The sequence below is a fragment of the Bacillus sp. 0209A genome (genome assembly GCF_036765095.1).
Classification (GTDB): Bacteria; Bacillota; Bacilli; order Bacillales; family Bacillaceae; genus Bacillus; species Bacillus subtilis_G.
Map to the genome: position 1 here is coordinate 576,858 of NZ_JBAIZV010000001.1, position 20,813 is coordinate 597,670.

At 42.0% G+C, this 20,813-nt stretch carries 26 protein-coding genes and 1 pseudogene; 7 read left to right on the plus strand and 20 right to left on the minus strand.

Features of this window, described 5'->3' with window-relative positions; translation table 11 throughout:
• Positions 1 to 3: 3 nt before the first annotated feature.
• Positions 4 to 1,023 (minus strand): MoeB/ThiF family adenylyltransferase, encoded by a 1,020-nt coding sequence (locus V6D44_RS02220; RefSeq protein WP_087992233.1) that lies wholly within the window; start codon positions 1,021 to 1,023, stop codon positions 4 to 6.
• 50 nt (positions 1,024 to 1,073) lie between these two features.
• Positions 1,074 to 1,673, minus strand: coding sequence for a molybdenum cofactor guanylyltransferase (locus tag V6D44_RS02225; RefSeq protein ID WP_087992234.1), 600 nt, complete (start codon positions 1,671 to 1,673; stop codon positions 1,074 to 1,076).
• A 135-nt stretch (positions 1,674 to 1,808) separates the two neighbouring features.
• Between V6D44_RS02225 and V6D44_RS02230 the strand changes: the two genes are divergently transcribed.
• Positions 1,809 to 2,774 (plus strand): sporulation protein, encoded by a 966-nt coding sequence (locus V6D44_RS02230; RefSeq protein ID WP_087992235.1) that lies wholly within the window; start codon positions 1,809 to 1,811, stop codon positions 2,772 to 2,774.
• Positions 2,775 to 2,816: 42 nt separating this feature from the next.
• On the opposite strand, the gene rok is transcribed toward V6D44_RS02230, so the two are convergent.
• The 3 genes from rok to ahpA form a co-directional block, all read right to left on the minus strand.
• Positions 2,817 to 3,410 (minus strand): transcriptional regulator Rok, encoded by a 594-nt coding sequence (gene rok / locus V6D44_RS02235; RefSeq protein WP_087992236.1) that lies wholly within the window; start codon positions 3,408 to 3,410, stop codon positions 2,817 to 2,819.
• Between the two features lie 450 nt (positions 3,411 to 3,860).
• Positions 3,861 to 4,319, minus strand: a complete 459-nt coding sequence (locus V6D44_RS02240; RefSeq protein ID WP_202328618.1) for a TlpA disulfide reductase family protein — start codon at positions 4,317 to 4,319, stop codon at positions 3,861 to 3,863.
• A 68-nt stretch (positions 4,320 to 4,387) separates the two neighbouring features.
• Entirely contained in the window at positions 4,388 to 4,930 is a 543-nt protein-coding gene (ahpA, locus tag V6D44_RS02245) for a biofilm-specific peroxidase AhpA (protein WP_087991034.1), read from the minus strand.
• Positions 4,931 to 5,174: 244 nt separating this feature from the next.
• Here ahpA and V6D44_RS02250 point away from each other — a divergent pair, with 244 nt between their 5' ends.
• Positions 5,175 to 5,978, plus strand: coding sequence for a mechanosensitive ion channel family protein (locus V6D44_RS02250; RefSeq protein WP_087991033.1), 804 nt, complete (start codon positions 5,175 to 5,177; stop codon positions 5,976 to 5,978).
• Positions 5,979 to 6,014: 36 nt separating this feature from the next.
• Here V6D44_RS02250 and V6D44_RS02255 read toward each other — a convergent pair whose 3' ends face one another.
• From V6D44_RS02255 to fadH, 14 genes and pseudogenes are all read right to left on the minus strand, one after another.
• Positions 6,015 to 6,260 carry a YkuS family protein gene (locus V6D44_RS02255; protein ID WP_087991032.1) on the minus strand — a complete coding sequence of 82 codons (246 nt, stop codon included), beginning with the start codon at positions 6,258 to 6,260 and terminating at the stop codon, positions 6,015 to 6,017.
• A 61-nt stretch (positions 6,261 to 6,321) separates the two neighbouring features.
• On the minus strand, positions 6,322 to 7,446 hold the full coding sequence (locus V6D44_RS02260; protein ID WP_087991031.1) for an N-acetyldiaminopimelate deacetylase: 1,125 nt from the start codon (positions 7,444 to 7,446) through the stop codon (positions 6,322 to 6,324).
• 70 nt (positions 7,447 to 7,516) lie between these two features.
• A complete protein-coding gene (gene dapD / locus V6D44_RS02265) occupies positions 7,517 to 8,227 on the minus strand; it encodes a 2,3,4,5-tetrahydropyridine-2,6-dicarboxylate N-acetyltransferase (protein ID WP_087991030.1) in 711 nt (236 codons plus the stop codon).
• Positions 8,228 to 8,331: 104 nt separating this feature from the next.
• Positions 8,332 to 8,787 carry a flavodoxin gene (locus V6D44_RS02270; RefSeq protein WP_202328617.1) on the minus strand — a complete coding sequence of 152 codons (456 nt, stop codon included), beginning with the start codon at positions 8,785 to 8,787 and terminating at the stop codon, positions 8,332 to 8,334.
• A gap of 15 nt (positions 8,788 to 8,802) precedes the next feature.
• Positions 8,803 to 9,696, minus strand: a complete 894-nt coding sequence (locus V6D44_RS02275) for a hypothetical protein (protein WP_087991028.1) — start codon at positions 9,694 to 9,696, stop codon at positions 8,803 to 8,805.
• Positions 9,686 to 10,162, minus strand: a complete 477-nt coding sequence (locus V6D44_RS02280) for a flavodoxin (protein ID WP_087991027.1) — start codon at positions 10,160 to 10,162, stop codon at positions 9,686 to 9,688. The genes V6D44_RS02275 and V6D44_RS02280 overlap by 11 nt, the downstream gene beginning before the upstream one ends.
• A 111-nt stretch (positions 10,163 to 10,273) precedes the next feature.
• Complete coding sequence (ccpC, locus tag V6D44_RS02285; RefSeq protein WP_087991026.1) at positions 10,274 to 11,155, minus strand: transcriptional regulator CcpC; 882 nt, start codon at positions 11,153 to 11,155, stop codon at positions 10,274 to 10,276.
• Between the two features lie 146 nt (positions 11,156 to 11,301).
• Positions 11,302 to 11,745, minus strand: coding sequence for a cyclic-di-AMP-binding protein CbpB (cbpB, locus tag V6D44_RS02290; protein WP_010328502.1), 444 nt, complete (start codon positions 11,743 to 11,745; stop codon positions 11,302 to 11,304).
• 138 nt (positions 11,746 to 11,883) lie between these two features.
• On the minus strand, positions 11,884 to 12,081 hold the full coding sequence (abbA, locus tag V6D44_RS02295; protein ID WP_010886502.1) for an AbrB antirepressor AbbA: 198 nt from the start codon (positions 12,079 to 12,081) through the stop codon (positions 11,884 to 11,886).
• Positions 12,082 to 12,214: 133 nt separating this feature from the next.
• Entirely contained in the window at positions 12,215 to 12,733 is a 519-nt protein-coding gene (locus tag V6D44_RS02300; protein ID WP_087991024.1) for a ribonuclease H-like YkuK family protein, read from the minus strand.
• 110 nt (positions 12,734 to 12,843) lie between these two features.
• Complete coding sequence (locus tag V6D44_RS02305) at positions 12,844 to 13,083, minus strand: YkuJ family protein (protein WP_003218671.1); 240 nt, start codon at positions 13,081 to 13,083, stop codon at positions 12,844 to 12,846.
• A 339-nt stretch (positions 13,084 to 13,422) separates the two neighbouring features.
• Positions 13,423 to 13,622: pseudogene (locus V6D44_RS02310) on the minus strand (manganese catalase family protein); the annotation flags it as partial.
• Between the two features lie 219 nt (positions 13,623 to 13,841).
• The gene (locus V6D44_RS02315; protein WP_087991023.1) at positions 13,842 to 15,065 is read right to left on the minus strand and encodes an EAL domain-containing protein; all 1,224 of its coding nucleotides are present in this window, start codon (positions 15,063 to 15,065) and stop codon (positions 13,842 to 13,844) included.
• A 63-nt stretch (positions 15,066 to 15,128) separates the two neighbouring features.
• Positions 15,129 to 15,893 (minus strand): 2,4-dienoyl-CoA reductase, encoded by a 765-nt coding sequence (gene fadH, locus V6D44_RS02320; protein WP_087991022.1) that lies wholly within the window; start codon positions 15,891 to 15,893, stop codon positions 15,129 to 15,131.
• 144 nt (positions 15,894 to 16,037) lie between these two features.
• On the opposite strand from fadH, the gene V6D44_RS02325 reads away from it, so the two are divergent.
• The 4 genes from V6D44_RS02325 (at position 16,038) to V6D44_RS02340 (ending at position 19,408) form a co-directional block, all read left to right on the plus strand.
• Positions 16,038 to 16,898, plus strand: coding sequence for a metallophosphoesterase (locus V6D44_RS02325; RefSeq protein ID WP_202328615.1), 861 nt, complete (start codon positions 16,038 to 16,040; stop codon positions 16,896 to 16,898).
• A 57-nt stretch (positions 16,899 to 16,955) separates the two neighbouring features.
• Positions 16,956 to 17,450 carry a L,D-transpeptidase family protein gene (locus V6D44_RS02330; RefSeq protein WP_087991048.1) on the plus strand — a complete coding sequence of 165 codons (495 nt, stop codon included), beginning with the start codon at positions 16,956 to 16,958 and terminating at the stop codon, positions 17,448 to 17,450.
• Positions 17,451 to 17,525: 75 nt separating this feature from the next.
• Positions 17,526 to 18,818 (plus strand): MFS transporter, encoded by a 1,293-nt coding sequence (locus V6D44_RS02335; protein WP_087991020.1) that lies wholly within the window; start codon positions 17,526 to 17,528, stop codon positions 18,816 to 18,818.
• Positions 18,819 to 18,943: 125 nt separating this feature from the next.
• Positions 18,944 to 19,408, plus strand: a complete 465-nt coding sequence (locus V6D44_RS02340) for a YkyB family protein (protein ID WP_087991019.1) — start codon at positions 18,944 to 18,946, stop codon at positions 19,406 to 19,408.
• A gap of 42 nt (positions 19,409 to 19,450) precedes the next feature.
• Here V6D44_RS02340 and cheV read toward each other — a convergent pair whose 3' ends face one another.
• Positions 19,451 to 20,362: a chemotaxis protein CheV gene (gene cheV / locus V6D44_RS02345; RefSeq protein WP_087991018.1), complete on the minus strand. Its 912-nt coding sequence runs from the start codon at positions 20,360 to 20,362 to the stop codon at positions 19,451 to 19,453.
• Positions 20,363 to 20,568: 206 nt separating this feature from the next.
• Here cheV and V6D44_RS02350 point away from each other — a divergent pair, with 206 nt between their 5' ends.
• Positions 20,569 to 20,730: a hypothetical protein gene (locus V6D44_RS02350; protein WP_087991017.1), complete on the plus strand. Its 162-nt coding sequence runs from the start codon at positions 20,569 to 20,571 to the stop codon at positions 20,728 to 20,730.
• The last annotated feature ends 83 nt before the right edge of the window (positions 20,731 to 20,813 follow it).

Consider the following 20,813-nt stretch of genomic DNA (forward strand, 5'->3'; position numbering starts at 1 on the left):
TTGTTACAATCCAATTACTCTTGCCAACACGGAATTGGCTTCTTTCACATCATTTGTTCCATGCACCAGTGCCCGTCCGTCATTGAAAATGACGATTCTGAAATCCTCGTAAAAAATATGCAGCAAAAACGCATTGGCCTCGACCTTGCCGATTGTTTTCAGCCGCCCGATGAGCTCCTGTTTCGGAATTCTTTTTAATGACTCCGACCTTATCTGGACTGTATCACGGCCGCACAGTACAGCAGCTTTTGGTGTGTTCCAGTCTTGGAGATAAGGATAAACCGCTTGTGCTCCGCAAGACGGGCAATCCTCACGGCGCACATGATTAACGTTAATCTTCATATGCGAGTTGTTCCAAACATCGAATGTCACAAACCCATGCTGTATCGCTTTTGTTTGCCCTGTTAACAGTTTTAAAGCCTCAGCCTGCTGATAGGCCGAAACGATATGCACAGCGGGCGGAATAATGCCGGCAGTATCACACGTCGCCCCGCCGACAGGAATTTGTTCAAACAAACAAGACAGACATGGGGTTTCTCCCGGAACAATCGTCATGAACATCCCTTGGCTGCTTACACAAGCGCCATAGACCCACGGTGTCTTTGTTTTCTGGGCAAGATCGTTTATCAGCATGCGGGTTTCAAAATTATCTGTCGCGTCGATAACGACATCTGCTTTTTCAATCAGCGGCCCGAGCGTTTCGGCTGTTCCTTCGGTAGCATATGCCTCAATATGTATTCCGCTGTTAATCGCTGATAGATGCGCTTTGGCAGCCATGGCTTTCGGCATGCGGAGCTTGGCGTCGCTTTCTGTATAAAGCTGCTGCCTTTGCAGATTGCTCCACTCCACATAGTCACGGTCAATGATTGTAATGGCACCGACCCCCGCTCTCGAAAGCCCTTCAGCTCCTGCAGTCCCGAGCGCTCCTGCACCGACAACCAGCACATGGCTGTCTGCCAGTCTTTTCTGGCCCTCTTCCCCTATTTGCTTAAATCTAATTTGCCGCGAATAACGCTCCTCCATCAAACCTGTTCTCCTTATCTTTTATGTCATCTTAACATGTTTTTGCCCCATCAGTCCCGCCTGAAGGAGTCCGTTTTTTCTTCCAAACAGCTGAAATCATCACGTGTATTCACGTTGATAAACTCCGCCGGGTTGGCTCCAATTTCTTCAGCCTGTACGTAACAAACCGAAATTCGGCCTAACAAATCTGATATTCTTAATCTCTTCTCAGAAAGCTGATCATATAGAATGGGCATGATTCGTTTATGGTAAATTGCAATCAACGGCTGCTCCCGTCCGTCTGAAATCGGGACGATCGCGTCTGTACCGGGAGTCATCAGACGCTCGAGCTCCAGCATCGTCCTTCTTTGGATCAGCGGCGTGTCACAGGAAAGCACAGTATAAAGCTCGCCGTCTGTCTTTTTAAAAGAGGTATATATACCAGCCAATGGCCCCATGCCTTGAAATGGCTCAGCATCTTGATACACTTCATTTTCACCGTTTTCTTGAAATCTATCAATAAACTCAGGACGGCTGATGATAACCGCATGTTCTCCAAGCGCCTTTTTGGCCCATTCGTATAACATCCTGCCCCTCCATTTCACAAACGCCTTCGGTTCTCCAAAGCGCCGTGAGGCTCCTCCTGCCAGCAGTACGTTTATATGCTCCATATCATCTCACCCCTATTTCGTTAAAAGCATAGCAAAAGCAAGGTCCCAACGCCACTGCTTGTCTGTTTATTAAAGAGGAATAGCTGTTCAGTATTTGCATATTGTAGTGTTAACATCATGAGGGAGATGGTTCGAATGAAAAGATCAGGTCCTTTTTTCCATGACGTGTCTCAGGAGAACCTTTATTTAAAATCAGAGCTTTCAAGATGCCATAAGCTGATTTCCGAACTTGAAGCAACCTACTTCCATCAGAAAAATAACAAACTGCTCAAAGAAAATAACGATATGAAAGAAAAACTTCAGCAGCTGTCTGCCGAATTAACACAAATGTCAACGAAAGAAAAACACGCCTTCCACACCAGCCAAACCCTGCATCAAATAAGAGCTGAACTGCTTGATAAAATCGTTGCGTTGCAAGAGCTCCTTTCTGCTGAAACCTATAAACGCAAAGCCGAAATTGAAGAAAAACATAAACTTCATATTGCTAAAATTAAAATGGAAGAAGAAAATAAAAATCTGCAAAAACGACTCAGCCATCTTCAGGCCTCTATTGAGCAGGAACAGAACGCATTGCTTCAGGCAAAACAGCAAACTGAAAAGATAAAAACCGAAAACGGACGTCTAAAAGAGCAAATGGCAGAAAAAGAATATCAGCTAAAACATATTAAAATAGAAGTCGATCATATGAAAGATCGAATCATAGAAACGAAAGAAAGGCTGCTCGAAATAGAAAAAACAAAAGAAAAATTATTTCACGAAACTATTATATCGTATAAACGGCAGCTTGATGAAAGTGATGCCTGGATTGCTTCTCATTTTGCCGATATTGATGGCGGCACGAAACAAAAAGAAAAAACGGAAGAAGAAGCTCCAGCGGTCTACGAGCAGCCAAATCATGTAGATACTATACTTGAAGATGTCACCAAACAGATACATGCGCTTCAAAAACAGCTCGCCCGCGCCCAATCATCAGATCAGGCCATGAGCCATACAATCGAAGAACTGAAAAGCAGAGCCGCTGAGGAAAAGCCCTATCAAAAATGGGTCTATAAGCTTAATCTTGAAAGAGAAACCAAATCTTCACAGAAAAAAAACCAATAAAAAAACTGCTTGCGCACTATGCCAAGCAGTTTTTCTGTATGTTTATCCATTTGCTGATTCTGCAGATTCAGCTGATTCTGCAGGTTCGATTTCGCCTTCTAAAATGTACTGGCCGCGATACGGCTTTTTCACTTCCGGATACATTTTAATTAAGCTTTGCATGAATGTTGTCATATTAGGGATTTCAAGACCGCTTTCTTTTTCAATCTCTTTTTGAAGCTCGGAGCTCTTAATCGCCGCGTTGTGGCGTTTTAAGGTTTTAATGGCAGCTTCGCGCAGCTTAGCTGCTTTTGATCCGGGTCTTGCCGTTCCTCTTCTTCTTCGTGTTGTTCCGTCTGGTATACCGGCAGGAAGGGAGGAAGCAGATTGAAGCTGAGGCTGAACAGACTGCTGCTGTGAGTGCGGCTGATAGCTTCTGATTTCCTGAGCCGCAAGCTCAGCGAGAACCGGCAAAGAGTCAGGTTTTTTTTCAGAACGAAAATCCTTTTTGATTTCGGAAGGGCTTCCATTTCTGTCCAGCTCTCTTAATTTTGCGTATATTTTATCACGTTCGATTTGATATTCACGAATGACTTTCACTTCAGCTTCATTTAATTGTTCTAACCGCAAGCGCAAAGCTTCTCTTTCATTAAACATTCCTCAATGTACCCCCTATCAAAATTAACATCTTTAATTAAGATATTAGATTACAAAAGTAATTTTATCAACTATTATTTTAGCATTTTACTATTATATTTACTCTATGAAAAATTCCTTATTTTCTGAAAAAAAATCAACTTTTCAAAAGAGTCCTTTATTCTCAAGGGATTAAGCGTCTTTCAAGTTCATTTGGTATAATGTTGAAAATATATATTTTACTTACTTCTTTAATGAAATTTAGTGTATTATCTACAATTTTCGAGTTATGGCATATGAAATTTATCTAAAATTGTGGAAAAACATAAAAAATCAGCTGTTTTTTTAGCGTATCAATCCAATAAATCACCTTTCACTATGCCCATATTTGGAAAAATAAGCTTCTTACCTTTCCGATTACTTTCTTGTACAAATAAAAAAACCTGATGAGATCAGGTTTTTTATGAAGAATTATTCAGAATCCTGTTCTGTTTCAGACAGAACGCGGTTCACACGTTTTTCAAGCATTTTCATCCCGCTCCCGCCAGCTTGAAAGTGACGGAGCTGTCCTGATTTATCAAACACATAGTATGCAGGCACATAATCATTTTCAAATGCATCAGTTAAAGCATGATCACTGTCGACAAAAATCGGCTGAGTGATATCATGTTCATCAGCTATTTCTTTAATTTTGCCGAGGTCAAGGTCATCCTCGGAACGAGGCATATGCACAGCTACAACGTTCAGTTTATCTTGATATTGATCACGAAATACATTCACTTGCGGCATCGCTTCTTTACATAGATGGCAGCTGATGGACCAGAAATGAATAAGTGTCGGTTTATCTCCGATCAATTGCTCTCTCGTTACTTCACCATTGAACCAAGCTTTTTCTCCAGTCAATTCAGGCATTGGCTGACGTAATTTCATTGCTTTACCCTCCTATTAAACAAAAGGCCTAACGAATATGTTAGACCTTTTTTCCTTCTTAGAAAGAATTAAAGTGTTTTTTGGCCCGGTTTCCAGTTGGCCGGACAGAGTCCGCCAGTTTGCAGCGCTTGTAGAACACGTAGCGTTTCATCAACGTCCCGGCCAATGTTGTTATGGAAAACAGTTTGATATTGGAGCTCGCCTTCAGGATTGATAATAAACAATCCGCGCAGAGCCACCCCTTCTTCTTCAATTAAAACGCCATATTCACGGGATACCTCGTGGTTAGTATCAGCCGCAAGCGGATATTTCAGCTGGCCAAGACCATTTTCTTTACGGTCCGTATTAATCCACGCCAAATGAGTATGGATAGTATCAGTTGAAACTCCGATTACTTCTGCATCAAGATCTTCAAATTCGTCATAGCGGTCAGACATTGCTGTAATTTCCGTCGGACAAACGAAAGTGAAGTCCATTGGATAGAAGAACAGCACTGTCCATTTGTCGTTTTTCATGTTTTCCTCAAGACTTACTTTGCCAAATTCTTTACTTGCAAGGACTGCTTCCATTTCAAAACGAGAAGCTTGTTTACCTACCATACGCTCTGCCATATGTATCCCTCCAATTTATAGTTTGGCTTAAAAGCCGGAATCACATGATAATAAAGGGTGTTTACCCATATTTCGTTAACAACATCACAATGCCCATTATAAAGGAGCAGATTTTGCGAGTCAATTTTTAACAAATTATAGATATCTTTGGCTGGGACATTTTTGAATAAACAGTTTAACATGGTCAAACATGGGGTAACAAATCTCAATACGCAGTAATCACTTCAGAAAAAGGAGCTCCAACATGGATTTTATTAAACAATACGATTGGGCGGGACTTATTACAAATGCCAGTGTTCTGCTCGTTAAACTCGTCATTATGATCTTTCTCTACTTTATTGTTCGATCATTTAGCATGAAAATTATAAAGCATCTGTTTGCAAAATTCGAGGATCAGAACAGCTTGTCTAAAGGACGTGCATATACGCTCCAAAGTCTGACTTTTAACATATTTTCTTACATATTGATTTTTATATTCTTCGTCATGGTTCTGGATTTGTTTCATTACAATCCAAGCGCTCTTTTAGCGGGAGCAGGAATTGTCGGACTGGCTGTCGGATTTGGCGCTCAAGGGCTTGTCAGCGACATTGTGACAGGTTTTTTTATTCTGCTTGAAAAACAATTGGATGTCGGAGATTATATTACGGTTTCCACCTTTGACGGGATTGTCGAACAGGTTGGCTTAAGAACAACTCAAATCCGCAGCTTTGACGGAACACTGCATTACATCCCAAATAGAAACATTACAAACGTAAGTAATCATTCCCGGGGAATCATGCAGGCACTGGTTGATATCAAAGTGCCGGCTGAAAGAAACATTGATGAAACGATTCACATTTTACAGCAAGTATGCGATGAAACGGCAGCCGCTCTTCCGCAAATAAAAGAAGGACCTAATGTCATTGGGATTCAAGAACTGGGTACTTCCGAAATTGTGATCAGAGTCATTGCCAAAACAGAAAATATGGAGCAGTGGCGAGTCGAGCGAGTGCTGCGAAAGGAAATAAAAACCGCTCTTGACCGCGCTTTTCCTAAAGAAACAGAGTAAATAAAAGAACCGAAGCTTTTTGCTTCGGTTTTTATTTTACTGAATTCTGCTTTCAACTTCGCTGCAAATTTCTTCAGCAGTCATCCCGGAAGCTGTAATGACAGGTGCTTGTGTTACCGTATCGGCTATGCCTTGCACATTATGATCAAGACCTGTTACGACACAGCAGTCACAGCCTTTTGCATCGTCAGGGCTTTTCATCATGACAACGTCATATCCTTTTTCTTTTAATGCGGCTTCTACATCTGATAACGATTGTTCAATTCCAATTTTTTTTGCCATTATTGAACACCTCCGCTTACTAGAGTGCTCATTTCTTGGAATTTTATTCTTTCATTTGTACTTAATTGGCATAAACAGAAAAATAACCTGTCATAACGTTAACCGCTGTTTCTATCGCATTTTCATCGGGATTCAGCTTTGCGTGATGAAGCCCATGTTCAGAGTCAGCACCTAACCAGAACATGAAGCCGGGATATTTTTTCAGCATGTAGCCAAAATCCTCTCCAGTCATTGCTTCTTTTGCTTCGATTACTGTTGCCAGTTCATGTTCAGCAACAAAAGACATAAATTCTTCTGTCAGTCCGCTCGTATTGTAAACTTGGTGATACACAGACGGATATGTCACTTTTCCTTTGCAGCGGAATCCGATTTCGATTCCTTTCACTATAGCTTCAATCCGTTCCTTTACCTGTTTCATCGATTCTTCAGAAAGCGTGCGGATCGTGCCTTCCAAGTGAGCTGTTTCCGCAATAATATTTTGTGCCGAGCCTCCTGTAATGGTACCCACCGTAATAACCGCGCTGTCCAGCGGATCTGTGTTTCTAGAGATGATCGTTTGCAGCTGTGTGACGAGTGTGCTTGCTGCTACAACCATGTCTTCGGCTAAGTGCGGATAGGCCGCATGTCCCCCTTTTCCTTCCAGATCGATGACAAGCTCTGATGTATTCGCAAAAAGGAGTCCGCTTTTTGTCGCGATCGTGCCCACGGGCAGCTCTGGAGCAATATGCAGTGCGGTGATAACATCAGGCTGCCACTTTTTTAACACATCACTCTCAAGCATTGGTTCCGCGCCGCCAGGTCCTTCCTCTGCCGGCTGAAACAGAAAGAGCAAATCATGTTTTACCGGGTTGTTAATAAAATGGTCAATAATGCCGAGTGCAATCGTCATATGCAAATCGTGGCCGCAGGCGTGCATGTTGCCGTGATGCTCTGATGCGTATGGAAGACCGGTCTGCTCTTCAATGGAAAGCGCATCGATATCCGCTCTATATGCCAGCATTTTTTCCGGCGCTGTCCCGTTCACCTTTACAAAAAGCCCTGTTCGCCATTTCTCAATTTCAATTCTGTCTTGCGGATATTGTTCCAATACATTTAATAAATACTGCTGGGTTTTGAACTCCTGAAATCCAAGCTCCGGTATACGGTGCAGATCTCTGCGGATTGCAATGAGCTCCTCTTTCTTCATTTTCATTCCTCCTGCCTATACGAATAAGGCGTGGATATATCATCCACGCCTTTTTTCATCAAACGATTTGTTACAGCTGGCGTAATTCCTGTTTGATCTCAGTTTTGCCTTTTGTTTTCTCATCAATGTCTTTGATTTTTTTAGCAGGTGTTCCCGCAACGACAGTATATGGCTCAACATCGTTTACGACGATCGCGCCCGCAGCAACAACGGCTCCTTTACCTACTGTTACGCCTTCAAGAACAACAGCATTTGCGCCGATCACAACATCGTCTTCAATGACAACCGGTTGAGCGGATGGCGGCTCAATAACGCCCGCAAGTACTGAACCCGCTCCGATATGGCAGTTTTTACCGACAGTAGCTCGTCCGCCAAGGACAACGTTCATATCAATCATTGTACCTTCGCCAATGACTGAACCGATATTGATAGAGGCACCCATCATGATGACTGCATTATCACCGATTTCAACTTGGTCACGAATGATCGCGCCCGGCTCGATACGCGCTTTGATATTTTTAAGGTCAAGCATTGGAATCGCAGAATTGCGGCGGTCATTTTCAACCACATAGTCTTCGATTTTGCTTTGATTTTCTTCAATTGCTGTTTGGATTTCGCTCCATTCACCGAAAACGACACCAGTGTTTCCGTTGATAAAAGCTTTCGCAGATTCGCCGAAATTGATTCCTTCCAGCTCACCCTTCACGTAAACCTTTACAGGTGTAGATTTTGTACTATTTTGAATAAATGAAATAATTTCATTTGCGTCCATCATTTTCATATGTAAAGTCCTCCTCCTGATTTTCTACCTCATTACTGTATCAAAGGAAAGATGCAAAGACAAGAAAAAAAGGAACAGCCGCTTTAGCAGTTCCCATTGGGCGATTAGACAGCGCATCCGCTTTTCTTTGCGAATTGTCTCCCGAACTCCATTAATTCTTCCTCTTCTTCACCTTCTGGATTATTTTCGATTTTAACTGAAGGCAGCACAATTTCGCCTCCGCGTTCTTTTATTTTTGCTTCGAGCGTATCAACTGCTCCGCAGAAAAATTCATATGCAGTATCACCGGAACCGAATACAGCACATGATTTGCCGGAAAAATCAATCTCATCCATGTCTTCAGCAAGGTCTAAAAATTCATCAGGCAGATCTCCGTCTCCCCACGTATAGGTTCCCATAATAATATGATCATATTCGTTTAACAGCTGTGCATCATCAATATCCATCGCTTCGAAACGGTCTGCTTCCGCTTCCGCCTCTTGAAGCCCCTTCTCAATCAAATCTGCCATTGCTTCAGTGTTGCCTGACATTGTTGCATAAACGAGCAAAATCTTTCCCAATTCTATTTTCCTCCTCTAATGAATCATTGCTGAAACTTCGTACGGCTGGACAAATTTACATTCATACAAGCCTGCACAAAAGAAATTCTCTTTCCGATTGGCCACTCTCCATCCATGCCCCTTAACGGTATCGAACCATTTCAACGACCTGGCTCCGAGATCAGCCTGGTAAATTCTCGAATAACCATTTTCATCTTGCGTTGTAGTAACATATATAATTCCATCATCCTCTGAAATATCAAGGAATGATTCTTCTTTTCTAATCATGCTGGATTGTATAGTGAATTCTTCGTCAGTCAACATATTCCGTACAGTGACAGCACCGTGCTTTCCTTTCACAGACCCCATCGCCGCCACCAGCCATTTTTCATTGAACACGAGCATGGATGCCGTCATCCGGGTTTCTTCTTTTTTAACGATTTGGACAGTGCCACGTTTAAAATCGTAAGCCCAAATGCCTCCAAAATATTTGTGTATTTGCGTGCCGATAAAAAGACTGCCGCCGTGCAGACACAACGAACGAATAACAGGCGGGTGATCAAATTCTGCAAAAGGTTTGGCTACGCGCCACGAAACCCCAAAATCATCCGATACATAAACGCAATGCTTGCCGTGAGCGCAGACAACCCCGTCGTTTCGGCCGGTAATCGCCCACACTGCTGCATTTGTCGGAAAACTCGATATCGTCCAGGTTTTCCCTTCGTCAGACGAGCGAATCACCGTTCCCTTTTCACCGACGCCAAATAAGTAAGGCCCTATGTAACTGATGCAATGTATTTTGCTTTTCAAACGAAAAAGCTTTCTCCAGCCCTGCTCCAAAGAATAATGAAAAATGCCTTCTCTTTGTACCGCCACAAAATAACCAGAAAATACCGATGCTGTGACAGCAGTCGCTCCTTTATGAAACATGGATTTTTTCCTTGTTCAAATAATCTGCCCATGCAAGAAAACCTCTCGCAAACGCTCGGCAGCTTTCCACATCCTCCTCTGTTTCAGGCGCCAGTTCGACTTTCAAAGTTTCCTGATAAACAGCAGCCCCCGCCTCTTGCAGCATGGCACTAAACAAATTAACCGCCTCACAAAACTTTGGATAAGAATAATCGCCAGATCCGAAGCAGGCTGTTTTTAAGCCATTAAGCTGAAGCTGTTTGACCTCTTCAAAAAAGTCCTCCGCTTCGTAAGGCAAATCGCCGTCTCCCCATGTATAGGTGCCAATCAGCACGTAATCATAGGAGGTCAGAGCAGATACATCCGCGTCATCTATCTCGATGCAGTCAATGTCCAACTCATATTCCTGAAATGTATCTCTTATAACAGCCGCAATGTCTTCTGTATTTCCTGACATACTGGCATATGTAATCAAGGCTTTAGCCATGTTATCACCTCATCAATTGATAATGATTTTCAATATCATATGTATCACTTTAAATGATAATGATTTTCATTGTCAATATACAAATTAAAAAAGACAGCATATCGCTGTCTTTTAAAATGGATTTTCTTGATCCAACATATCCTTTATGACTTGAACAAAAGCTTGAACTTGCTTCAGCTCAAAGGCAGGTTCATAGCCTAATAGCCATGTATCCCGCCCAATCGGATGCTCTTTTGTGTCTAACAGAGGCATTTTATTGACTTTATCTTCGTTTTGAAGAGTAACTGACGGCAAAATGGCATAACCGATTCCATGCAGCGCCATCTGTTTGCACGTTTCAATCTGATCAACCAATATCGTCTGTTTTGGCGACGTTTTAAATTTTTGATGCCACCAGTGCTGAATTTCCTGAAAATAAGTGCTGTCACTTTTAAACTGGATAAACGGCCGTTCTGTATGGGCAATATCTTCGATGCAGGAAATTTCAGTGTCCACTAAATACAGGTGATCTGTCATTAAGTAATCTTTACGGCCCTTCCACTCAGGGTTTCCTCTTATAATGCCGATATGAACCTGATCCTCATATAAACTTTTCAGCATTTCGCTGCTCCAGCCGGTAATAAGCGAGACCTTTGCGTTCGGGTACTTTTCCACATACGTCTTCAGGACTTTAGGGAGCCAATGCTGGCCGATTATCGAGGCGACAGCAAGCTTCAATGTGCCGTGAATTTCACCTTCGAGCTCATCAATATTTTCTCTTATTCTTTCCTGCTCTAACGTTGCATCATTCGCAAACTGAATGATTTTCTCACCGGCTGGGGTTACCGTTAATCCTTTTTGAGACCGTAAAAAGATTTTTGTGCCCCACGCCTTTTCAATCGTTTGTAAACGCTGAGATAAAGCCGGCTGAGATACAAAAAGCCGATCCGCCGCCTTTCTCATATTTAACTCCTCAGCTAAAACTACGAGCATATGAAGCTCTTGAAGCTGCATGTCGTCCTCCTTTTTATGATCAATAAGTTTTTCTTATCTCCCATTCTAATAAACTCTCTGGGGCTGATTCAAGTCCTTTTCCGGTTTAAAATATGTATGCGCTTTCTTTGTTGCTCTGCCAATATAATGAAAATAGGCCGCAAAGCCTACTTATTCAATGATCGTATGTGTTTATTTAACTCCTTTAATACCACTCTTCTCGTGAAAATCCCTTCAAACACCTGTTCATCATTTTCAACACAGACAAATCCGTTATTAATGACCATGCTGAATCCCTTCATAATTGGATCATTTATATGGAGGCGCGGAATGTCTGTCAGCATAACTTCCTCAACCGTAATCTGGTCAAGCTTTTCAAACTCAATTCGCTCAAGCCCAAAAATGCTGTTCATAATCATATTTGTACCGATTAAACCATGTAAACGATAGGAAGCATCTAGAACCGGGATGGCTGTGTATCCGGTTTTTGTCAACACTAATAACGCGTGCTCAAGGTTGTTGCCGACTTGAACGTGCGCTACTTTGTCCGCCTCAATCATAAATTGTCCGACTGTTGCCTCAAGAAGCTGGTCTGATTGTAAGCTTATCATGTTTTCGACCCCTTTTCATTTTCATCAACAATACATTCCCTATACTACAATAATATAAGCTTTATCAATAATTGTCGAAAAGTTTCCTTTCAATAAAAAAGATACTCTTTATACGAGTATCAATTATAGAGTGCTCCATTAATTTTCAAATCGAAATCGGTCGTATAGTGTTACAAGTTTTTTGTAGGTGGTTCCGTCAACGTTTTTGGTTCCTGTCTCTATATCGTTGATCTCACTGCTTAAAAGCTCGATAGCATACTCATGGTTGATCAGGATATTCAGCAGAAGTTTTTGTTCTTCTTCTGTAAATCGTTCACCGATAAGACTCATTCGCAATCAGGCCCCCTGTTTTATACTGAATACCTCTGAAAGCAAGACAACTTACTTTCAGCTCTACCGCTAGAATAAGTAATCAGAAAACAAACGTCAACCGCATAATTCGACAATTCCCTTGGCTTTTCAGCCGGAATTATTTTGTGAAACGATTTGCATAGCTGAAGGCAGTGTATGAATCCGGTTTAATTTTTGCCTCTATCCCCATGGAAGTGATGCGTCCTGTCATTTCTTGAATCAGTTCTTTTGTAAGCCCTTTTTTCCCAATATCCAAGTGGACCTCAAAGGTAAGATCCGCTCCCTCACCGGTAAAGGGCAGGAGCAGATCGGTAATATCCATTAAGTGTCCATCAAGAATATAAGCGGCCGTTTCTTGGCTGTACGCCGTTTCTAACGAAATCTTCTCCCGAAGGCTATGTATGGGTCTGTCGACTGTATGATTTTTCAAGCAGCCCCAAGCTCCCTTGCCTGTACGATGCAAATGCAATGCGGTAATAAACTTTGTGTAATCGCGGTAAACCTGTGAATCAGTTCCAATAGATAACACATAGGAGGAACGGGGGTCCTTTCGAATAAAGGCTTTAAGCCGTTCCATCACATCTTGAAAGGTCATCTGTGCTTCTGAAAGATTATAAAACAGAAAAGAATCAGCCATGCCGACACTCCTTTTCAAGGATTTACAACCATGAAACAAGTATGTTCCTTATCGTTTATTGCGATTACTTTTTGCAGAAGCGAGAGCTGGTTCCCCCTATTTCAGGAATCTTACTGAAGAAGTTCAAAGATTTCGATGGAAACCATGTCGATATTATCAAACGGATATGTGTTAGGTTTTTCACCTTTTTGGAAAACCGTCAGCTCAAACGTTTGATTTTTTTCGAAATATTTAACACTGCATATTTTCTCACCATTTACTTCGAAATAACGCTGCATTGGCTCGTTAGCCGCTTCCGCTGTTTCTTGCAGACTTTGCAGCCGTGTGATGATACCCATTAATTGTGACATTCTAAAAAAAGACTCCTTTCAAAAAGCAACTTCAAATCAACAAGTATTTATTATAATACAAGTTCTATTGAGCATCATACCATAAAGTCGGACAGGATGGCATTTTCCCTGCTGAATTTAAGAAAAGAAAAAAAGTGAAAAAACTATTTTTAATTAGTTTGAGGCTTTTTTTGAATGTCATGCACACAATTATGATTTTTTTGATATACCCTCAGAATCAAAAAGCCTATTTGCAACTTCCTAAACATTTTCTTTTGATATTCCTGATGCAAATTCCTCCGGCGTTCTCTGAAATCTGAAATCGGCCCGCCCTTTTGGAGTCAACTTCTGGACCCGTCATACTGGAGATACGAGATCGTAAAACAGTTTTTCATGTCTTCTTGCTTCGAAAGTTAAACGACTGGAACATGGAATGATTCAGAGTGGGCATCACGGCGAAATTCTCCGCCTAATAGGCCTTGCACGGCCGCTGCCGCATTGGCATCGGGGTGTTCGGGCGCGGGACCATTTCTGTTCCTCCGGCGTTCAACGTTTTCCACTAGTAAGATTTATTGTTTCAGTGGATTGTCTTATGCTTTGGTAAATAAAAAAAACTTGGCGGGGGTAGCGCCAAGCTTTTTCGGATCTTGATCTGATAGAGGGGTTGGGGAACAGAGAGTAGGTTCTCTCTATAAACAAATGATAATGATTATCAGTATCAATGTCAATCGTTTTTACATATTTTTTTCAATTTAATAAAAAAACGGCCTTTCAGCCGCTTAAATCAACCCATCCTGCTCATATAAATAAGAATAGGGCAAGTCTATAAATAAATACATCTGATCATCCATCGGATACGAAAACGTTCTGATCATTTCACCTGTTTCCAAATCACTGTACAGATCACTGAAAAACCCTTTTCTGAGATTTCTCATTCTCATAATGTTCTCCAGAAAATAAGGACGCCAGCTCCAATTCTTTTCCGCGTATTCCGGCTGGTAAATCCATTCTCCATCTTGTTTAAACACATTTCCCGTCAGCTGATCGCCTTCTTCATCACACATGTAAATTCTAAAGCTGCAATCTGTCAGCTCTTCCGCCAGCTTTTTAATAAAGTCATCATCAGAAGACAGATTGTTTTTTCTTAAAGATGTCACAGCTTGATGCACTCGTTTGTAAAACTGTTCAGAGTGCTCATGGACGGTTTCAAGCTTCTTTTTCTCATGTGTAATAAATTGGTGAAATTCAGTCTTAAGTCTTCGCTTCAATACATCTCTCTCTAGAAACTTTTCAGATGGAGACAACAAGTAATACCCCTGAAAATAGCGGCCTCCGTTTCTCCAAGCGTACTGAAGCTGGAAGTTCGCTTCAATGTCTTCAAACAGCAGCGCCGCACCGATTTTTCTCGCTAATAAAGATATACTGTACAGCACATGCTCATATGACGGTGACGGCTGTGATACTTTCAGCGCCTGCAAATCGATTTTTAACAGATCTGGTGAAAGCAGTGCGATTCTGTCCAGGTTGCTGCTTTCTTTCCCGATGTTATCAACTGCGATTTTAATTCCGTATGTACGATAGTAGGCAAGCATATGGTAGAGCTGTTCCATATCCCCTTCAAAATTGTGCTCCGTAATTTCAAGCACAAAACGATGAAGTTCGATTCCCTTTGCTTCATACTCTTTCAAAAGCTCCAGAAAGCTTTCACCATGATCAAGCATCAGCAGATTGGCATCCTGATTCATAAAAATCAGCAGATCAGAATCCGCCTCTAAAAAGCAGTCAAGAGCTTGGCGGATAATTCTGTTATCAACCTCTAATTTATATTCTTCGGGTATCCCAGCGTCTAAAAAGAAGGGACCGAGACTTTGGATTTCCGAATCTGCCAGAATTCGTCCAAGCACCTCATAACCGATGATCTTCTGTTCCTCGGCACTGAAAATCGCCTGGTAATATGGAAGGACATCATCAATGTTCGTTAAAATATCAAGTGGATCCAACATGTTATCACCTGCTTCTCTATCTTTGTCTGATTATACCACATTGAATCCAAAGATTAATATGCTTTAAAACGGATAAGGATTCAGCCATTGCCCTCCATCCATTGTGATACAATCCCCGTTTATATAAGATGCTTCGTCAGAAAGCAAAAACGCAGCCAAAGCGGCGATTTCCTCCGGTGTGCCCAGCCGGCCGAGCGGTACACTGTTCATGGTACGTGTCATCGCTTTTTCCGATTCAAATAGTTTCTCCGCACCGCCTGTTCGTTCAATAGGACCGGGGGCTATCGCGTTTGTGCGGATTCCGTATTGGCTCCCCCACTCCACGGCCAGCGTTCTTGTCAGTGACAATACCCCTGCTTTGGCTGCAGCGGAATGGACGACCCCCGCCCCCGCTCCCCAAGCGTATGTGGCGGCCATATTTAAAATGACACCCTTCTGCTGCTGTTCGATCCAATGTCTGGCTGCAGCTTGGCTGCAAAAGAATGTGCCGTTTAAAACAATCTCAATAACGGCTTTCCATCCATTTGGCGTCAGCTTTTCTGCCGGGCAAATAAAATTTCCGGCCGCATTGTTAATCAGCGCATCAAGCCGGCCAAAGGTTTTTATCGCTTCTGTCATCATGTCTGAAGCGGCTGAATCAGAACGGACATCCATTTGAAAACAGGCGACCTGCCCCTCAAAGGTTTCAATGTCTCGTTTCGTTTCCTCAAGTGCTTCCTCGTTCCTCCCTGTCACCATAACGTACCAGCCTAATTCAGCCTGTTTTTTTGCCATTGCTTTTCCCATGCCGCTTGACCCGCCGGTAATAATAACCGTCTTTTTTTCCATGTTTCTCCCCCTTTGTCATGAATGAGTGTTCATTCAATATTATTCTATCATTATATGCCTGCCTCTGTCAGTACATGCTCACATGAGATTTTTTCAAGATACAGATGATATAATAGAAAAACTCTATTAAAGGTTGGTTTGAAAATGAAAAAGATGTCCAGAAGGCAATTTTTGAAAGGAACGTTCGGCGCTCTTGCTGCCGGGGCTTTAGCGGCCGGCGGCGGATACGGCTATGCCAGATATCTGGAGCCGCATATGATCGAGACAACCGAACACACAATCAAAAGCTCTCTCATCCCGCACGGATTTGACGGTTTTAAAATCGTGCAGTTTAGTGATACACACTTGAGTGATTCTTTTACTCTTGAAGATTTAAAGACTGTTATCCAGTCAATTAATGAATATAAACCTGATCTCATTGTGTTTACAGGTGATATCATCGATAATCCTGATACGTACCAGCAACACCAGGCAGTTATTCCATTATTGAGAAAACTACATGCGCCCTTTGGCAAGTTTTGTATTTACGGCAATCATGATCACGGAGGCTATGGAACTGCCGTTTACAAAAGCCTGATGACGGCCGGCGGTTTTACGGTATACCGCAATGGGTATGAAACATTGTCGCTTGCAGATGGCAGCGAAATCGAGATTGCGTCACTTGATGACTTAATGCTAGGAAGCCCGGACTATGAAGGCATCCTTTCAAGGCTAAGCGACAGACTTTTTTCTATTCTGCTCGTCCATGAGCCTGATGCAGCGTTAAAAACAACAGGCTATCCGGTGAATCTTCAGCTTTCCGGACATACACACGGCGGCCAGATTCAGCTTCCTTTTTACGGCCCGATTATTACGCCTCCTTATGGAAAGGTCTACACAGAGGGAATGTATCAAACAGGCAGCACTCATATTTACGTAAACCGAGGCCTCGGGATGACCAGACTGCCTTTGCGGTTTCTAGCCAAGCCTGAAATCACTGTCTTTACCTTAAAAAGCGCAAATTAATGTAGCAGGATGGGCTCCTCATCAATACCTATAAGTAAAAAAGAGAGGATGAGGAAACTGCTTACGTACCAAGTAAAGCAAGGTGAAACACTAAACAGCATCGCGGCTGATTTCAGAATCAGCGCCGCTGCATTGCTCAAGGCTAATCCGTCACTGCAGGCAGGGCTCACTGCGGGACAGTCCATTGCCATCCCCGGGCTGCCGGACCCTAATACGATTCCATATCATATATCAGTCTCAATCGGTGCGAAGACCCTTACGCTCTTCCAGAATGATCAAACAATCAAAACCTATCCGATTGCGGTCGGTAAAATACTGACCCAAACACCGACTGGCGAGTTTTATATTATTAATCGGCAGCGCAATCCCGGCGGCCCATTCGGCGCCTATTGGCTAAGCCTTTCTAAGCAGCACTACGGAATACACGGGACGAATAATCCCTCTTCGATTGGCAAGGCTGTCTCTAAAGGCTGCATTCGCATGCATAACAAAGACGTGATCGAACTCGCTTCAATTGTGCCAAACGGAACAAGAGTCACCATTAACCGGTAATGTTTTCTTATTTGTTTCAAAAACAGGCGGTTTATAATATGATAAAGTGGGACCTTTAGGGTAAGGAGCGTTTTTATGGATATATTTAAAAATCGTAATTTTGTTCGTCTATTTTTCGCAGCACTCGCTTCTCAAATGGGCACGACAGTAGGCAACATGGCATTTGCTTTTTTCTTGCTGGACCGCTTCAGCAGCCAGCCTTCATATACGACCTTGGCAGAGCTGATGTATTCTCTCCCGACCGTATTTGTATTTCTGATCGTGGGAGTCGTCGCGGACCGGTTTGACAGAAAAAAGGTAGCGGAAAACTGCGATTGGATTAGAGCAGGCCTGACTGTCGTCCTTTTTTTCACTTTATTTACCGGCAATATTCCTCTTGTTTTCTGTATTTTATTTGTCAGAAGCGCTGTAACAAAGTTTTTCTTTCCGGCAGAAAACAGTTTGGTACAAGCCATTCTGCCGAAGGAGCATTATGCGAAAGCGGCTGGGCTTAATCAGATGCTTTTTAGTATTTTTATGGTGTTCGGAGTCGGAATAGGTGCTTTTATGTACAACACAATCGGCATTGAAGGCGCCATTATTCTCGATTTTGTCAGCTTTATCATTTCCGGGCTCCTGATCCGCAGCTGCCGAATTCCAAAGGAAGCCCGACAGCCAAATGGTGCATTCAGCTGGAGAAAAGCTTCTGTTAAAGATTCAATAAATGATTTTAGGGAAGGCATTCTCTATATTTCAAAAAACAAACTGCTGGCATCTCTGATTTTCGGCTTCTTCATTTTTGGATTTGTCAACGGGGGATTCGCCGTATTGCCGATGTTTACAATGAAATATGGATTGGCGCCTGACCGTTATGAATGGCATACGTCTGTATTTACGATCGCACTCGGTTTTGGGCTGCTGGCGGGAAGTGTTATCGGCACAATCATCTCAAAAAAAGTGAAACCTCACTTTTTAATGTCGATACCGATTTTCATTGCGGGTTTGTTGATTTTCGTCCTCGGCTATACAAATGTTTTATGGGTGTATTACGCGGCATCCTTTGCCCTGGGAATGTGCATCGGACCGGTCAACATTGCTATCGGAGGCTGGATGCCAAAGATTGTTCATCCTAAGCTGATGGGACGTGTAAGCGGCTTGCAGGACCCTTTTATGATGTTTGCACAGTCTCTGACACTCGGCTTAGTTGCGCTGTTATTCCCTAAGTTCGTTTCAAACATTGATTATCTTTATTACGGCATGGGCGTTATCACCTTGATTGTTTTTATTTTTTATTTTGTTGCACTGCCAAAATACAGTGCACAGGCTGTGGAAGTGAACGTTCAAGAAGCATTTCAAGAGCAGCCCAAAAAGAAAGCAAAATCTGTATAATATAGGTTATAAATGCGCTTTTTTTCTCAGAAAAAAGCGCATTTTTACAATCAATATTTGCATTTCAACTTTAAAAAAGTATAATCTAATCATATAGAACTTGATAAGAGCAAAGGAGAGAAATAATGGACGACCATGCATATACGAAAGATCTGCAGCCAACCGTAGAAAATCTTTCAAAAGCAGTTTACACAGTGAACCGCCATGCAAAAACCGCCCCCAACCCTAAATACCTATATCTGCTGAAAAAACGGGCTTTGCAAAAGCTTGTCAAAGAAGGTAAAGGAAAGAAAATAGGGCTTCATTTTTCAAAAAATCCAAGGTTCAGCCAACAGCAATCGGACGTGCTTATCTCAATCGGAGACTACTATTTTCACATGCCTCCAACTAAAGAAGACTTCGAACATCTTCCGCATTTAGGTACACTTAATCAGTCGTACCGAAATCCTAAAGCTCAAATGTCTTTAACAAAGGCGAAACACCTATTGCAAGAATATGTCGGCATGAAAGAAAAGCCGCTTGTGACAAATCGCCAGCAGCCAGCTTATCATAAACCCGTCTTTAAAAAACTCGGCGAGAGTTACTTTTAAAATAAAAACAGCCGTGCCCCTTCGGGCATCGGCTGTTTTTATTTATTCGATAACATACGTATCCACTTTTTTAATCAAATCACTGATCTCAGGCTTGCTGATTTGCTCATCTGCGCCAACGACTTCTCCGCGGTGACGCAAATCATCGGTAATTAACGATGAGAAAATCATAACCGGAACTTCTGAGCTTTTCGGATTTTCCTTCAACAGCTTTGTGAGCCTGTGTCCGTCCATTTTTGGCATTTCAATATCAGTGATGATCATATCAATCTGTTCTGATAAATCCGTTTCGTTTTCAGCAAGGTTCATAATGTACTCATAAGCCTCTTTTCCGTTTTCAAACGAAGAAACATTGTTGTACCCTGCTTCTTTTAACTCATCCTGCAAAAGACGCATCAAAAGCGGTGAGTCCTCTACAATGATAAGCTTTTTATCAGCTCTTCTTTGATCGAAGCCCTCGGTATGCATATTGTACGTATCCACACCTGAGTCTGATTCAATATCATAAATAATTTTTTCATAGTCAGGCAAAAAGATCATCAAGTCTTCAAGCTTAATAATTCCGGTAAGGTGCCGCTCCATTCCTTGATTTAACGATGTCGGCTTTTCAATTGCTTCCCAGGATACTCTGTGAATTTGAGAAACAGAGCCGACATGGAAAACAATTTTCCTTTTATTAAATTCAGTCACGATATATTTCTCGTCTTTTGATCCATCAGGCTCAACTCCAAAAAATGAGAAGAGGCTGATCACAGGGAGAATTTCTCCTCTGATCTTAATCATGCCTTCTACATGCTGATGGGAGTGAGGCACTGTTGTCACCTCGACTGGCTGAATAATTTCTCTTACCTTCATGACGTTAATTCCGAAAGCATTATCGCCCACGCCAAACTTCACAATTTCTAATTCATTTGTACCAGAATCCAATAAAATCTCGTATTGTTGTAACGACACTTCAATCCCTCGCTATTCGCATTCAGTATTGTACTGTATATATCGGCGTAAATTGTAAAAAGTGAATGGCATGGCTCTTCAAAATCGGATTCGGATAGCGTCTTGCCGCGTTTCTTAAAAAAAGAAACTTTTTTCCTAATAACCATTGACTTTCCAACTAGCAGTGATAAAATAGTCAAGGATTTTTCCAAAGAAGGGTGTAAATAATGGGTACCTTAGTAATATTTAAAGTAAATGAAATGACTGTTTTAGAAGATATCAGTGAAGAGACTTACCTGGATATGAAGAAAGAATCAGCTGACCTTCAAGAAGAGCATCCCCCGTATATGATTTGGCACCAAGACCTTCATTTTGATTATGGTTATTAATGAAATCGGCACATATAAACAATAATAGAACATGATACAATAAAGACAATCAAAGCGCTGGTTGTCTTCTTTTTTTCTGTAAA

Coding starts and splice junctions, on each gene's coding strand:
- V6D44_RS02220 (WP_087992233.1), bottom strand. CDS start 1,023: ATGGAGGAGCGTTATTCGCGGCAAATTAGATTTAAGCAAATAGGGGAA.
- V6D44_RS02225 (WP_087992234.1), bottom strand. CDS start 1,673: ATGGAGCATATAAACGTACTGCTGGCAGGAGGAGCCTCACGGCGCTTT.
- V6D44_RS02230 (WP_087992235.1), top strand. CDS start 1,809: ATGAAAAGATCAGGTCCTTTTTTCCATGACGTGTCTCAGGAGAACCTT.
- rok (WP_087992236.1), bottom strand. CDS start 3,410: ATGTTTAATGAAAGAGAAGCTTTGCGCTTGCGGTTAGAACAATTAAAT.
- V6D44_RS02240 (WP_202328618.1), bottom strand. CDS start 4,319: ATGAAATTACGTCAGCCAATGCCTGAATTGACTGGAGAAAAAGCTTGG.
- ahpA (WP_087991034.1), bottom strand. CDS start 4,930: ATGGCAGAGCGTATGGTAGGTAAACAAGCTTCTCGTTTTGAAATGGAA.
- V6D44_RS02250 (WP_087991033.1), top strand. CDS start 5,175: ATGGATTTTATTAAACAATACGATTGGGCGGGACTTATTACAAATGCC.
- V6D44_RS02255 (WP_087991032.1), bottom strand. CDS start 6,260: ATGGCAAAAAAAATTGGAATTGAACAATCGTTATCAGATGTAGAAGCC.
- V6D44_RS02260 (WP_087991031.1), bottom strand. CDS start 7,446: ATGAAGAAAGAGGAGCTCATTGCAATCCGCAGAGATCTGCACCGTATA.
- dapD (WP_087991030.1), bottom strand. CDS start 8,227: ATGAAAATGATGGACGCAAATGAAATTATTTCATTTATTCAAAATAGT.
- V6D44_RS02275 (WP_087991028.1), bottom strand. CDS start 9,696: ATGTTTCATAAAGGAGCGACTGCTGTCACAGCATCGGTATTTTCTGGT.
- V6D44_RS02280 (WP_087991027.1), bottom strand. CDS start 10,162: ATGGCTAAAGCCTTGATTACATATGCCAGTATGTCAGGAAATACAGAA.
- ccpC (WP_087991026.1), bottom strand. CDS start 11,155: ATGCAGCTTCAAGAGCTTCATATGCTCGTAGTTTTAGCTGAGGAGTTA.
- cbpB (WP_010328502.1), bottom strand. CDS start 11,745: ATGATAAGCTTACAATCAGACCAGCTTCTTGAGGCAACAGTCGGACAA.
- V6D44_RS02300 (WP_087991024.1), bottom strand. CDS start 12,733: ATGGCTGATTCTTTTCTGTTTTATAATCTTTCAGAAGCACAGATGACC.
- V6D44_RS02305 (WP_003218671.1), bottom strand. CDS start 13,083: ATGTCACAATTAATGGGTATCATCACACGGCTGCAAAGTCTGCAAGAA.
- V6D44_RS02315 (WP_087991023.1), bottom strand. CDS start 15,065: ATGTTGGATCCACTTGATATTTTAACGAACATTGATGATGTCCTTCCA.
- fadH (WP_087991022.1), bottom strand. CDS start 15,893: ATGGAAAAAAAGACGGTTATTATTACCGGCGGGTCAAGCGGCATGGGA.
- V6D44_RS02325 (WP_202328615.1), top strand. CDS start 16,038: ATGAAAAAGATGTCCAGAAGGCAATTTTTGAAAGGAACGTTCGGCGCT.
- V6D44_RS02335 (WP_087991020.1), top strand. CDS start 17,526: ATGGATATATTTAAAAATCGTAATTTTGTTCGTCTATTTTTCGCAGCA.
- V6D44_RS02340 (WP_087991019.1), top strand. CDS start 18,944: ATGGACGACCATGCATATACGAAAGATCTGCAGCCAACCGTAGAAAAT.
- V6D44_RS02350 (WP_087991017.1), top strand. CDS start 20,569: ATGGGTACCTTAGTAATATTTAAAGTAAATGAAATGACTGTTTTAGAA.